This is a genomic window from Pseudomonas sp. HP_08, assembly GCF_055284095.1.
Window position 1 is genome coordinate 18,905 of record NZ_JBTOQC010000051.1, and the last position, 12,837, is coordinate 31,741.

18 protein-coding genes are annotated in these 12,837 nt (G+C 60.8%); 14 read left to right on the forward strand and 4 right to left on the reverse strand.

Features of this window, described 5'->3' with window-relative positions; all coding sequences use genetic code 11:
* Positions 1–192: 192 nt before the first annotated feature.
* The 5 genes from ACYAS9_RS26460 to map all read left to right on the forward strand — a co-directional run bounded on the left by ACYAS9_RS26460 (position 193) and on the right by map (position 3,034).
* Positions 193–1,221 carry an Ldh family oxidoreductase gene (locus ACYAS9_RS26460; protein WP_463571391.1) on the forward strand — a complete coding sequence of 343 codons (1,029 nt, stop codon included), beginning with the start codon at positions 193–195 and terminating at the stop codon, positions 1,219–1,221.
* A gap of 99 nt (positions 1,222–1,320) precedes the next feature.
* The gene (locus ACYAS9_RS26465) at positions 1,321–1,518 is read left to right on the forward strand and encodes a hypothetical protein (RefSeq protein WP_463571392.1); all 198 of its coding nucleotides are present in this window, start codon (positions 1,321–1,323) and stop codon (positions 1,516–1,518) included.
* A gap of 85 nt (positions 1,519–1,603) precedes the next feature.
* The gene (locus tag ACYAS9_RS26470) at positions 1,604–1,936 is read left to right on the forward strand and encodes a helix-turn-helix domain-containing protein (RefSeq protein ID WP_463571393.1); all 333 of its coding nucleotides are present in this window, start codon (positions 1,604–1,606) and stop codon (positions 1,934–1,936) included.
* A gap of 67 nt (positions 1,937–2,003) precedes the next feature.
* On the forward strand, positions 2,004–2,246 hold the full coding sequence (locus ACYAS9_RS26475) for a ParD-like family protein (RefSeq protein WP_463571394.1): 243 nt from the start codon (positions 2,004–2,006) through the stop codon (positions 2,244–2,246).
* On the forward strand, positions 2,243–3,034 hold the full coding sequence (gene map, locus ACYAS9_RS26480) for a type I methionyl aminopeptidase (RefSeq protein ID WP_463571395.1): 792 nt from the start codon (positions 2,243–2,245) through the stop codon (positions 3,032–3,034). Before ACYAS9_RS26475 ends, map begins: the two co-directional genes overlap by 4 nt.
* A 37-nt stretch (positions 3,035–3,071) precedes the next feature.
* On the opposite strand, the gene ACYAS9_RS26485 is transcribed toward map, so the two are convergent.
* Entirely contained in the window at positions 3,072–3,788 is a 717-nt protein-coding gene (locus tag ACYAS9_RS26485; protein ID WP_463571396.1) for an endonuclease, read from the reverse strand.
* A 4-nt stretch (positions 3,789–3,792) separates the two neighbouring features.
* The gene (locus ACYAS9_RS26490) at positions 3,793–4,044 is read right to left on the reverse strand and encodes a DUF1654 domain-containing protein (protein WP_463571397.1); all 252 of its coding nucleotides are present in this window, start codon (positions 4,042–4,044) and stop codon (positions 3,793–3,795) included.
* Between the two features lie 170 nt (positions 4,045–4,214).
* Between ACYAS9_RS26490 and ACYAS9_RS26495 the strand changes: the two genes are divergently transcribed.
* From ACYAS9_RS26495 to ACYAS9_RS26530, 8 genes are all read left to right on the forward strand, one after another.
* A complete protein-coding gene (locus ACYAS9_RS26495; protein ID WP_463571398.1) occupies positions 4,215–4,622 on the forward strand; it encodes a hypothetical protein in 408 nt (135 codons plus the stop codon).
* A 121-nt stretch (positions 4,623–4,743) separates the two neighbouring features.
* The gene (locus ACYAS9_RS26500) at positions 4,744–5,703 is read left to right on the forward strand and encodes a substrate-binding domain-containing protein (RefSeq protein WP_463571399.1); all 960 of its coding nucleotides are present in this window, start codon (positions 4,744–4,746) and stop codon (positions 5,701–5,703) included.
* Between the two features lie 15 nt (positions 5,704–5,718).
* Complete coding sequence (locus ACYAS9_RS26505) at positions 5,719–7,269, forward strand: sugar ABC transporter ATP-binding protein (RefSeq protein ID WP_463571400.1); 1,551 nt, start codon at positions 5,719–5,721, stop codon at positions 7,267–7,269.
* Entirely contained in the window at positions 7,266–8,261 is a 996-nt protein-coding gene (locus tag ACYAS9_RS26510; protein WP_463571401.1) for an ABC transporter permease, read from the forward strand. The genes ACYAS9_RS26505 and ACYAS9_RS26510 overlap by 4 nt, the downstream gene beginning before the upstream one ends.
* 1 nt (position 8,262) lies before the next feature.
* Complete coding sequence (locus tag ACYAS9_RS26515) at positions 8,263–9,279, forward strand: LacI family DNA-binding transcriptional regulator (protein WP_463571402.1); 1,017 nt, start codon at positions 8,263–8,265, stop codon at positions 9,277–9,279.
* A gap of 44 nt (positions 9,280–9,323) precedes the next feature.
* Positions 9,324–10,244 carry a ribokinase gene (rbsK, locus tag ACYAS9_RS26520; RefSeq protein ID WP_463571403.1) on the forward strand — a complete coding sequence of 307 codons (921 nt, stop codon included), beginning with the start codon at positions 9,324–9,326 and terminating at the stop codon, positions 10,242–10,244.
* Positions 10,241–10,648 (forward strand): D-ribose pyranase, encoded by a 408-nt coding sequence (gene rbsD / locus ACYAS9_RS26525; protein WP_463571404.1) that lies wholly within the window; start codon positions 10,241–10,243, stop codon positions 10,646–10,648. Before rbsK ends, rbsD begins: the two co-directional genes overlap by 4 nt.
* A 72-nt stretch (positions 10,649–10,720) precedes the next feature.
* Positions 10,721–11,692, forward strand: a complete 972-nt coding sequence (locus ACYAS9_RS26530) for a nucleoside hydrolase (protein WP_463571691.1) — start codon at positions 10,721–10,723, stop codon at positions 11,690–11,692.
* Between the two features lie 3 nt (positions 11,693–11,695).
* Here the strand turns inward: ACYAS9_RS26530 and ACYAS9_RS26535 are convergent, their stop codons facing one another.
* Positions 11,696–11,890, reverse strand: coding sequence for a hypothetical protein (locus ACYAS9_RS26535; protein WP_463571405.1), 195 nt, complete (start codon positions 11,888–11,890; stop codon positions 11,696–11,698).
* A gap of 270 nt (positions 11,891–12,160) precedes the next feature.
* On the opposite strand from ACYAS9_RS26535, the gene ACYAS9_RS26540 reads away from it, so the two are divergent.
* On the forward strand, positions 12,161–12,511 hold the full coding sequence (locus ACYAS9_RS26540; RefSeq protein WP_463571406.1) for an I78 family peptidase inhibitor: 351 nt from the start codon (positions 12,161–12,163) through the stop codon (positions 12,509–12,511).
* A gap of 78 nt (positions 12,512–12,589) precedes the next feature.
* Here ACYAS9_RS26540 and ACYAS9_RS26545 read toward each other — a convergent pair whose 3' ends face one another.
* Positions 12,590–12,802: a cold-shock protein gene (locus ACYAS9_RS26545; RefSeq protein WP_459744089.1), complete on the reverse strand. Its 213-nt coding sequence runs from the start codon at positions 12,800–12,802 to the stop codon at positions 12,590–12,592.
* Positions 12,803–12,837 lie beyond the last annotated feature (35 nt).

Below are 12,837 nucleotides of genomic sequence, written 5' to 3' on the forward strand. Positions count from 1 at the left end.
GGTTCTCCGCGGGTGCCGTAAAGGATTCTACCTCTGGCTATTGACGAGTGAGAACAATGGATAACCAATAGCGATCACATTAGGTTGCATTTTTGTGTAAATGTCAGAGGCTCTCATCCAAGACCTGTCGAATACAGGTTTTTGACGTCAAGAACTGTCTGGCTCAAGTCTTTTCCAGCAACGGAGCGCTGTATGTCTGCATCGACCCCGACCGTCAAGGTTGCCTTTTCCGAGCTCATCGAACGCATGTATCAGGTCTTTCTGGCGCATGGCACGGCACCGCAGGTTGCCCGGGTGCTGGCGCACAACTGCGCCAGCGCACAGCGAGACGGTGCGCACAGCCACGGTATTTTTCGTATTCCCGGCTATCTCTCGACGCTGGCCAGCGGCTGGGTCGACGGCAAGGCATTACCGGTGGTTGAAGATGTGGGCGCAGCGTTCGTGCGGGTCGATGCCGCCAATGGCTTTGCCCAGCCGGCCCTGGAGGCCGCCACGCCGCTGCTGATCGAAAAGGTCCGGCAGGCGGGGATCGCTATTCTGGCCATTCGCAGCTCCCATCATTTCGCAGCACTGTGGCTCGATGTCGAGCCGTTTGCCGAGCAAGGCCTGGTTGCGCTGAGTGTCGTCAACAGCATGACCTGCGTGGTGCCGCATGGTGCGCGCAAGCCGTTGTTTGGCACTAACCCGATTGCCTTTGCCGCGCCACGTGCTGGCGGCGATCCGTTGGTCTTCGACATGGCCACCAGCGCTATTGCCCATGGCGACGTGCAGATCGCGGCAAGAGAAGGGCAGTCGTTGCCGGCGGGCATGGGCGTCGATGCGACGGGCCAGCCGACCAGCGATCCCAAGGCCATTCTCGATGGTGGCGCGCTGTTGCCGTTCGGTGGCCACAAGGGCTCGGCGCTGTCGATGATGGTCGAACTGCTGGCGGCAGGCATTACCGGCGGGAATTTCTCGTTCGAGTTTGACTGGTCACAGCATCCCGGCGCGAAAACCCCGTGGACCGGCCAATTGCTGATTGTGATCGATCCTGATCGCGGCGGCAGCGGGCAGGCATTCGCCGAGCGCAGCGAAGCGTTGGTGCGACAGCTGCATGACGTGGGCCAGGAGCGCATGCCGGGTGACCGGCGTTATGTCGAGCGAGCCAGGTCGATGAATGAGGGCGTCGAACTGACAGTGGCCGAATGGGCGCAACTCGGTGAGTTGGCTCAGGCGGGCTGATCGGCGGATTACCAGGCGTCCGTTCGTCGCGTCTGGTCTTGCGCAGGTGTCACGATCCTAATACTGTATACGCATACAGTAGTTAAAGGAGTTGTGACCATGTCTCTTGATTCTGTGCAGCAAAACGTACCAACCTCATTGCCCCGTGGCTGCATCTACGAAGAAATGCAGCGTGAAGACTTTCTGGCTCTGGCAGCTGCCCTGCGCCGTTTCAATGCCTGTCAGGCACAGGTTACGCCAGTGACACCAGCGCGACGTATCGCCAGTGAACCACGTCTGACCCTGGCTTTGGAATAGCCCTGTAAAGCGCCTGACCAGGTGTTTTGAATCAGCGCAGGCGCAGGCTATGGTGTGAGTATTACCCGCTTCAAGGGACACTCGCATGGACTCTTTAGCTGCTCGCTTGAGACAGGAACGCAGGGCTCAGGGATTGACTCAACAGAAGTTTGCGGCGTTGGGCGGCGTCGAGGCCAACGCGCAGGCAATGTATGAAAGCGGGGTACGCATTCCACGTTCCGATTATCTGGTTGCGCTCTCGCAACAAGGGGTTGATGTGCTTTACCTGATTTCGGGCAAGCGCACGCCTCTGGAGCTGGACGTACTGTCGTCTGCCGAGCGTGAAATCATCACCCGCTTTCGGGCGCTGGCCCCGGCGCAAAAACACGCAATCAGCGTTCTGGCCTCCTCGTTATCCGAGGGCATGCTTGGCCATTAAACCTATCCATGCTTGTTTGTGAATATACGAAACGTATATGATCCGTATATTGAATGCGAGGTCAAACATGGGTCTGGTAAAAATTTCTGAACATATGCACGCCAATGTGCGCACAGCCAGTGCTGCATTGAGTCGTTCGATCAACGCTCAGGCCGAGCACTGGATGCGTGTCGGCATGCTCGCCGAACTCAACCCGGCACTGGCGTACAGCGACATCTGCCAATTGCTGCTCAAGGCCGAAAGCAACCGCGGTGTTGTTTTGGGTGTTCAACTGCTGGACGTGACAGCTGTCGAGAAGGTGGCGTCATGAGCCGTGGTGTTCCGTTGAAAAGCGAACAGGATCTGGTTGCGTTGCGGGTCGCTGGCCGGCTCGCGGCCGAGGTGCTGGCCATGATCGCCCCGTACGTGAAGGCTGGCGTGAGTACCGAGGCGCTGGATGACATCTGTAATCGCTACATCGTCGAAGAGCTGAAAGTGATTCCGGCCAATGTCGGTTATCACGGCTTTACCAAGACCACGTGCATCTCGCCCAATGCGGTGGTGTGCCATGGCATTCCCTCGCCAACCGATGTGCTCAAGGACGGCGATATCGTCAACATCGATGTGGCTGTCATCAAGGATGGCTGGTTCGGCGACACCAGCCGCATGTACCTGGTCGGCGAGGTCAGTCCGCTGGCCAGGCGGTTGGTCGAAACCACCTATGAAGCAACTCGCGCCGGCATTCATGCCGTGCGTCCCGGTGCGACGCTGGGCGATATCGGTCATGCGATCCAGACGGTGGCACATCGTGAGGGCTTCAGCGTGGTGCGCGAGTATTGCGGGCACGGCATTGGCCAGATCTACCACGATGAGCCGCAGGTCTTGCATTACGGTCAGCCGGGCAAGGGCCTCAAGCTCAAGGCCGGCATGGTCTTCACCATCGAACCGATGATCAATGCCGGCAAGCCCGGCACCCGTACCCTGGACGATGGCTGGACCGTGCTGACCCGCGACCAGTCACTGTCGGCGCAATGGGAACACATGATCGCGGTCACCGAGACCGGCTTTGAAGTGTTGACGCCCTGGCCCGATGGCACGGGTGATTACCCGGCTATCTGATGCCCTGCCAGCCCGGTCCATGACCGGGCTGTTTCGTTCAGCTGCAGGCTTTCAGGTTGACCGGCCCGACGAACTCGTTGCCGCGACCCATTACGCAGGCCACGCGCTGGTTACGCTGGCGTTCCCAGTCCTGGGGCGGGTAAGTCTTGTTCCAGGCTTGATAAAGCTGCTGGTCCTGGCGTGACAGGCGCAGGTTGTAGTGTTTGCTCATATAGAAGTGAGTGCGCGCGACCATGCCGCGAATCGAGGCGCGAGGCAGTACCTTTCGCGCCTTGAAATCCACCTGGGTCTGGCAGGCTCCGTACTGGCCTTTCTGTTCGGCCACCCAGCCGAAACTGAAGTTGCTGCGATCGGCATTCACCTCGCCAATGCTGGGCACCAGGTTATGCAGGTCGGCCTCGGCCAGCTGAAAAGGCTTGTCGTTGCGCGAACAATTCTTGCGTCCGCCGCTCTGCCAGCATTGGCGTTGATGACCGATCTGCCAGGCCGAAACGATGTGTTCCCACTCGATACGCTGTGCGCGCTTGGGATTCTTGCGCGGTACATAGCCGCAACCGGCCAGGTCGATACGGTTGCCGGTGTATTTGCAGCCGCAATAAAACTCGGTGGACTGCGGTGCGTAGAGTTTCCAGGCAATCGTTTTTGCTTCGCTGAAGGTACGTGGCGCTTCTGCGTGGACGTTCAGGGCAAGGCCGCTCAAGGGCAGGCCGATGAGCAGGCTGGTGCGCAGCAGGGCGCAAAATCTGACGGTCATTGCCTCAGTCTTCCTTGGGTATTGTCCAGAAAATCTGCACGCCCCCATCGTCGCGCCAGGCGAGGGTGACGTTATCGTTCTCGGCGATCTCTTCGAGCAGTTGCGCCCAGTCTTCTTCCAGTTCGTCAGGGTGGCGGGTGATCAGGGCCGATTTGGCTTTTTGCGAGGCGGGCGCATTGATGATTTTCTGGATACGCATGCCCAGAAGCTCATAGGTACTGGGCGGAGAAGCGGTTGCTGCGCGTTGTTTGGCCACGAAGGGGTCTTCCTGATTATCTGTATGGGCGTACAGTATTTCACGGCCGCAAGTTTCGCAACCCTGGCGTGAGGCCGCGAGACCAGCTGATCCCCCGGCCGAACGGTACTGAAGAAATACAGTTGCCGGCCGATTCCCTGACAGGATTGAAATTCATCAGAGGAATGATCATGTCGCTGTCCATCGGACTGCCAGCATCCTTCGTGAGCATCACCCAGCCGGCCGGTGTGGCAGGTCATGCATCGCCAATCGATAGCGAGCAAGACGACGCAAGCAAGGGTTTGCTGCTGGCGCTTGGCGATGCCTCGGCCGAGCCTGCAAAAGAGTCAGCCACCGGGCTTGGCAAGGTGGTCGACACGCTGGTCGATCGTCTGGCCGACCTGCACGAACGTTTGCGCAAGCTGCGTCAGGAATTGCGTGCGGCGCTCAAGTCCGTGCAGCCTGATGTGGTTCGCCTGCCACGCATTCTCAGCCTGCAACGCCAAGTGATGCTGACCAACAGTGATATCCAGTTGGTGTCGGGATTGTTGATCACCACCTTGAACCAGCCCACGACGACGCTCAGCACTCAAGCCTGAACAGTTGACAAAATCGGGATCGACTTCGATAGTGAGGGTCTCGCAAACGTTTGCGTCTCGATTTCAATCGGCGACACAATGCGCGACCGAACAATAATCACAAGAATCGGAGATGTTCCCCATGAAGCTGCCCTTCGCTGGACGCTTGCTCGCTGTCGCCGTGCTCGCGACCGCCACCACGCTGACCCCGCTCTCATCCTTTCAGGCTCAGGCCGCCGACAAACCCAAGGTCGCGCTGGTCATGAAGTCGTTGGCCAACGAATTTTTCCTGACCATGGAAGATGGCGCCAAGGCTTACCAGAAAGAACACGCCAGTGATTTCGATCTGATTTCCAACGGCATCAAGGACGAGTCCGACACCGCCAGCCAGATTCGTATCGTCGAGCAAATGATCGTCTCGAAGGTCGATGCCCTGGTCATTGCGCCGGCCGACTCCAAAGCCCTGGTGCCGGTGATCAAGAAAGCCATTGACGCCGGGATCAAGGTGGTCAACATCGACAACCAGCTCGATGCAGGCGTGCTCAAAAGCAAAAGTATCGAAGTGCCTTTCGTCGGCCCCGACAACCGCAAGGGTGCCCAACTGGTCGGTGACTATCTGGCCAGGCAGCTTCAGGCCGGTGACGAGGTCGGCATCATCGAAGGCGTGCCGACCACCACCAATGCCCAGCAGCGCACTGCCGGCTTCCAGGACGCCATGCAGGCGGCGCAGATCAAGGTTGTTTCTGTGCAGTCCGGCAATTGGGAAATCGACAAGGGCAACGCGGTCGCCTCGGCCATGCTCAACGAATACCCCAACCTCAAGGCCTTGCTGGCCGGCAACGACAGCATGGCGCTGGGCGCGGTCTCGGCCGTGCGCGCCGCAGGCAAGGCCGGCAAGGTCAAGGTCGTTGGCTACGACAACATCAATGCCATCAAGCCAATGCTCAAGGATGGCCGGGTTCTGGCCACCGCTGACCAGTTCGCTGCCCGCCAGGCCGTGTTCGGCATCGAGGCGGCGCTCAAGGCGATCAAGGGTGAGCCGTTGGGCAGCGTTGACGGCGTGATTCAGACACCTGTCGAACTGGTCACTCAGCCGCAGTGACGGCGGGAGTTATTTATGACGACGTCCACAGACGTTGTGCTGTCGGTGCAGGGCATTGGCAAGACTTACGCGCAGCCGGTAATCGCGGATATCGACCTGACCCTGCTGCGTGGCGAGGTGCTGGCCCTGACCGGTGAGAACGGCGCGGGCAAAAGTACCTTGTCGAAGATCATCGGCGGGCTGGTGACGCCCAGTGCCGGGCACATGCAGTTCATGGGGCAGGCCTGGCAGCCGGGCAGTCGCACCGAGGCCGAAAGGGGCGGGGTGCGCATGGTCATGCAAGAACTCAACCTGCTGCCGACCCTGAGCGTGGCCGAGAATCTGTTTCTCGACCGGTTACCCGGTCGGTTCGGCTGGATCGACCGCAAACGCCTGCGCCAGCAGGCTGTCGAGGCCATGGCCCGTGTGGGCCTTGAGGCAATCGATCCGGATACGCCGGTCAGCGCATTGGGTATCGGCCACCAGCAGATGGTGGAAATCGCCCGTAACCTGATCGGCGAGTGCCGCGTGCTGATTCTGGATGAGCCGACCGCCATGCTCACCGCGCGTGAAGTCGAGCTGTTGTTCGAGCAGATTGCCCGGCTGCAGGCGCGTGGCGTTTCGATCATCTACATCTCTCACCGTCTCGAAGAACTGGCACGCATCGCCCAGCGCATTGCCGTGCTGCGCGATGGCCGGCTGGTCTGTGTCGAGCCCATGAGCCGCTACGACAGCCAGCAACTGGTGACGCTGATGGTCGGCCGCGAGATGGGCGAGCATCTGGACCTGGGGCCTCGGTCTATCGGCGCCGTGGCCATGGCGGTCAAGGGCCTGGGGCGCAAGGGCAAGGTCGAGGATGTGTCGTTCGAGGTTCGCCAGGGTGAAATCCTCGGTATTTCCGGGCTGGTCGGTTCAGGGCGTACCGAGTTGCTGCGCCTGATCTATGGCGCCGACCGCGCTGACAGCGGCCATGTCGAGATTGGCCAGCCGTTGCGCCCGGTAACGCTTCGTTCGCCCAGCGATGCGGTGCGCCAGGGCATTGCGCTGATCAGCGAAGACCGCAAGGGCGAAGGATTGCTGCTGTCGCAGTCGATTGCGGCCAATGTGGCGCTGGGCAACATGCACAGTATTGCCCGCGGTGGCGTGGTCAGCGTACAGCGTGAGCGGGCGCTGGCGCAGCGTCAGGTCGAGGCGCTGCGGATTCGCTGTGCCGGCCCGCAGCAGGTTGTTTCGCAGCTATCGGGCGGCAATCAGCAGAAGGTGGTGATCGGCCGCTGGCTGGAGCGCGACTGCCCGGTGATGCTGTTCGATGAGCCCACGCGCGGCATCGATGTGGGTGCCAAGTTCGATATCTATGCGCTGCTCGGCGAACTGACCCGTCAGGGCCGGGCGCTGGTGGTGGTGTCCAGCGACCTGCGCGAGTTGATGCTGATCTGCGACCGCATTGCGGTGCTGTCGGCCGGAAAACTGATCGACACCTTTGCGCGCGACCACTGGACGCAGGACCAACTGCTGGCAGCCGCATTTGCCGGTTATCAACAACAAGCGGTGCCAAATGGCGAAGCCGCGCGCGGGAATGTGCAATGAATCCTTCAAAAGACGCTGTAGCTTCGTCGCTGCCCACCCGGCGCGGTGGCCAGTATTTTGGCCTTGGCACTTATCTGGGGCTGGCGGGCGCCTTGCTGGCGATGATCGTGTTGTTCTCAATGCTCAGCGATCACTTTCTGTCTTATCAAACCTTCAGCACCCTGGCCAACCAGATTCCCGACCTGATGGTGCTGGCGGTGGGCATGACGCTGGTGTTGATCATCGGCGGCATCGACCTGTCGGTGGGCTCGGTGCTGGCGCTGGCGGCATCGGCGGTCAGTGTCGCGATTCTCGGTTGGGGCTGGAGCGTGTTTCCGGCAGCGTTGCTGGGCATCGCCTGCGCGACCCTGGCCGGCGCGGTGACCGGCTCGATCACCGTCGCCTGGCGTATTCCGTCGTTTATCGTCTCGCTGGGTGTGCTGGAAATGGCCCGCGGACTGGCTTATCAGATGACCGGTTCGCGCACCGCTTACATCGGTGATGCGTTCGCCTGGCTGTCTGAACCGGTCGCGTTCGGCATCGCACCTTCGTTTCTGATCGCCTTGCTGGTGATCTTTGTCGCCCAGGCGGTATTGACTCGCACGGTATTCGGTCGCTACCTGATCGGCATCGGCACCAACGAAGAGGCCGTGCGTCTGGCCGGCATCAATCCCAAACCCTACAAGATCATGGTGTTTGCGCTGATGGGCTTGTTGGCCGGCGTGGCGGCGCTGTTCCAGATTTCCCGTCTGGAAGCCGCCGATCCGAACGCTGGCGCGGGTCTTGAGCTGCAAGTGATTGCCGCTGTAGTGATCGGCGGCACCAGCCTGATGGGCGGGCGCGGCTCGATCATCAGCACCTTTTTCGGCGTGCTGATCATTTCGGTGCTGGCGGCAGGCCTGGCGCAGATCGGTGCGACAGAACCGACCAAGCGGATTATTACCGGTGCGGTAATCGTGATTGCCGTGGTGCTCGACACCTACCGCAGCCATCGCGCACAACGGCAGGGCTGATATGGCAACCATCAAAGATGTAGCGGCGCTGGCAGGCATTTCCTACACCACGGTGTCGCATGTGCTGAACAAGACCCGGCCGGTCAGTGATGCGGTGCGGCTCAAGGTCGAGGCGGCTATCGTCCAGCTCGATTATGTGCCGAGCGCCGTGGCGCGTTCGCTAAAGGCCCAGGCAACCGCGACCATCGGTTTGTTGATCCCCAACGGCATCAACCCGTATTTTGCCGAGCTGGCCCGAGGCATCGAGGATCACTGCGAGCGCAACGGGTTTTGCGTGATTCTGTGCAACTCCGACGATAACCCGGAAAAACAGCGCAGCTACCTGCGCGTGCTGCTGGAAAAGCGTGTCGATGGCCTGATTGTGTCTTCCGTCGATGGCGATGCGGGCATGGCTGGCGGGTTGGCGACGGTGCGCACGCCGCTGGTGATCGTCGACCGTGAACTGGAAGGCGTCGAGGCCGATCTGGTGCACATCGACCATGAGCAGGGCGCCTGGCTGGCGACCCGTCACTTGATCGATCTGGGGCATCGGCAGATTGCCTGTATCGCCGGGCCGCGCGATACCGCCGTGACCCGATTGCGTCTGGACGGTTACCGACGCGCGTTGCATCAGGCCGGCCTGCAGGCGCGCGACGATTGGGCGCTGCACAGTGACTTCACCAGCCCGGCCGGCTACGAGGCGGCAGCGCGGCTGCTGCAGGGCGAGCGTCCGACAGCGATCTTCGCCGGCAACGACATGATTGGCATCGGCGTGTTGCGCGCCGCTGCCGAGCGCGGCATCGGTGTGCCGCAGGCGCTGTCGGTGATCGGCTTCGATGATATCCAGCTCAGCCGCTATGTGTACCCGGCGCTGAGCACCGTCGGCCAGTCGATCATGCAACTGGGCGAAACTGCGGCGGCCATGTTGCTGCGGCGGATTGCCAACCCGGCGCTGCCGATCGAAAAGCGCCGGGTCGAGCCCAGCGTGGTGGTGCGCGAGTCGACATCCTGGGCGCCAGATGCTTCTGAAAGACAATAACGGCGATTTTCAACTCAATTCTCGATGGGGCTGTGGCCACAATCATGCAAGCAGACATAGTGGTAATAGGCAGTCTGAATATGGACCTGGTGGTTCGCGTGCCGCGACTGCCGCGTCCGGGCGAAACGCTGGTCGGTGAGTCGTTTGCCACCGTGCCCGGTGGCAAGGGCGCCAATCAGGCGGTGGCTGCCGCGCGGCTGGGGGCGCGCGTGGCCATGCTGGGGTGCGTCGGTGACGATGCCTATGGCACGCAACTGCGCGAGGCGTTGCTGGCCGAAGGCATCGATTGCCAGGGTGTGACGCAGGTGGCGGGCGTCAGCACCGGCATTGCCTCGATCCTGGTCGATCAACACAGCCAGAATGCGATCGTCATCGTCGAAGGTGGCAACGGGCAGTTGCTGCCTGCGTCGCTGGAGCGTTTCGACGCGCTGCTGGCGGGTGCCAAAGTGGTCGTTTGCCAGCTGGAAGTGCCAGCACCTACCGTGCTGCACGGTTTGCGCCGTGCGCGTGAACTGGGCTGCACGGTGATTCTCAATCCGGCCCCGGCCAGCGGGCCTTTGCCGGGCGAGTGGTATCCGCTGATCGATTACCTGATTCCCAATGAGAGCGAAGCGCAGGCGTTGACCGGACTGAGTGTGGATTCGCCGGCCACCGCCGATGCCGCCACGCGGGTCTTGCTCGCCGCAGGGGCACGCAATGTGATTGTGACGCTGGGCGAGCAGGGCGTGCTGCTGGCTAGCACCGCAAGCAGCCAGCACCTGCCGGCGCATGCCGTGCAGGCGGTGGACACCACGGCGGCAGGCGATACCTTTGTGGGGGCGCTGGCTGCGGCGCTGGCACAGGGTCAATCACAGGCGCAAGCCGTACGCTTCGCTCAAGCGGCCGCGGCCGTGTCGGTCACCCGCGCCGGCGCCCAGCCTTCGATTCCATCGCTGGATGACGTGCAGAGGTTATTGAACCCATGAAGAAAACCCCGCTGCTCAATATTGCCTTGTCCAGGGTTATCGCTTCGTTGGGGCACGGCGACATTCTGATGATCGTCGACGCCGGCATGCCGGTGCCGCCGGGTGTCGAACTGATCGACCTGGCGTTGACCCGCGGCGTGCCGGATTTCGTCGGGGTGCTGGATGTCGTGCTCAGTGAAATGGAGGTTGAAAGCCATGTGCTGGCCAGCGAAATGATCGAGGTCAAGCCGCCGGCCCTGCAAATGATCGAGACCTTGCAGTTTGATGGTCAACTGGGCCAGCAAAGCTGGGTCAGCCATGAAGCGCTGAAAGCCTTGAGCCGCCGTGCCAAGGCCATCGTACGAACCGGCGAATGCCATCCTTACAGCAATGTGGCGCTGGTGGCCGGTGTCGTGTTTTCGTAAAGCCCAAAGGAGAGTCGTGTGAAAGGGATATCACTGTTCAATACGCTGTTAAGGGGAGTCGTGCTTGTGTCCATGCTGGCAGCTGTGAGTGCTCAAGGCGCTGAAAAGCGTGATCTGATCATCGATACCGATCCGGGCGCCGATGACGTGGTGGCTTTGCTGTTGGCCCTGGCCTCGCCCGAGGAGCTCAATGTGTTGGCGATCACCACGGTGGCGGGCAATGTGCGGCTCGACAAGACCTCGCGCAATGCCCGGCTGGCGCGCGAGTGGGCAGGGCGCGAAGAGGTGCCGGTGTATGCCGGTGCGCCACGGCCGCTGGTGCGCACGCCGATCTATGCCGACAACGTGCATGGCCAGGAGGGCTTGCCGGGCGTTGCCGTCTACGAGCCGGCAAAGGGGCTGGCTCAGGGCAATGCAGTCGATTTTCTGATCCGCACCTTGAGCCAGGCCGAACCGCACAGCATCACCATCGCCATGCTCGGGCCACAGACCAACCTGGCCCTGGCGCTGACCCAGGCGCCGGAAATCACCCGCGGTATCAAGGAAGTGGTGGTCATGGGCGGTGCGCATTTCAATGGCGGCAACATCACCCCGGTGGCTGAATTCAATCTGTTCGCGGATCCTCATGCCGCGCAGGTTGTACTCGATAGCGGCGTCAAGCTGACGTATGTGCCCCTGGATGTCACCCACAAGATCCTGACCAGCGAGACACGCCTGGCGCAGATCGCTGCGTTGGGCAATCAGGCTGGCAAGCGGGTAGGGGATATTCTCAATGAGTACGTCAAGCTCGACATGGTGCATTACGGGCTGCCTGGCGGGCCGGTGCACGATGCCAGTGTGATCGCCTGGCTGCTACAGCCTGAGCTTTTCAGCGGAAGACGTATTCATATGGCCATCGACAGTCGCGAGGGCGTCGGCTTCGGTCAGACCGTCGCCGACTGGTATGGGACTCTCAAGCAGCCCGAAAACGTGCTGTGGATCGAAAACGGCGATGCTCAGGGCTTCTTCGATCTGCTGGCCAGTCGTTTGGGCCGCTTGAAATAGGCCTCAGGCCGTGATTGCTGAGCCGGCATGGCGGCTCAGCACCTGGCTGATGAAGGCATGGGCGCTTTCGGTGCCCAGTTCCTTGATCAGAAGGTCAATGGCGATGATGGTGAGCTCTTCTGCCGAGCCCGGGCTGTGTGCGCATTGTCCCTGCGGCCAACGGGCCTTGATATCCGCTTCGATGGATACGGTTGCCATGTCTCTATAGATCCTGTGTGAAAAACGACCCGCTGCGCGACGTCTGTCGAGCGGGTGCAGTAAACCATTGCTGAAGAACTTTGGCACTTCGACTTACGCAGCGGGCAGGCGGTCACGGGAATATATTGATTAATGTTTTGTGACGATTTGCCTGCCCCATCCGGTCATGGGCTAGGGCAGACTCGCGCTCCCGGGGCGGCAACGTGCAACCATTGCGCGCTGGCGTGGTCGCAAAGGGTCTGGTTCTGTTTATCGGTAAAGGAGGCTGTAATGCCCTGGAAATTCGCAACACTAGGTTTTGTCGCAGTGACATCGTTATTGGCAGGCTGCAGCAGCACGTCTGCACCCGCACCTGCCACCGAGGCGCCGCGTGCCGCTGAAGCGGCAACTACAGCTGCGTCAGGTCCGGTCGGGGATGGTCGTTGTGATGCCAGTGGCGCGCAGTCCGCGGTCGGCAAGCAAGCCACGCTCGAGCTTCTCAATCAGGTCCGCACCCAGTCCGGCGCCATGGATGCGCGTATCCTCAGCCCCAATGACATGGTTACCCTGGAATATCGTTCCGAGCGGGTCAACGTCAACACTGATATGAGTGGCAAAGTGATTCGCGTCAACTGCGGCTGATGCTGCAAGGCTTTTCAAGGACATAAAAAAACCCCGTCACATAAGGACGGGGTTTTTTATGTCACAAGGGACTGAAAATCAGGCCACCTGGACTTCTTCTGCTTGCATGCCTTTCTGGCCTTTCGCAGCAACGAAGGTCACTGTTTGACCTTCTTTCAGGCTCTTGAAGCCGTCAGACTTGATTGCCTTGAAGTGTACGAACAGATCGTCGCCGCCACCTTGAGGTGTGATAAAGCCGAAGCCTTTTTCATCGTTGAACCATTTAACGGTGCCGGTTTGGCGATTGGACATGGTGAATCTCCGGAAACATGAATTTCAGTAACGTG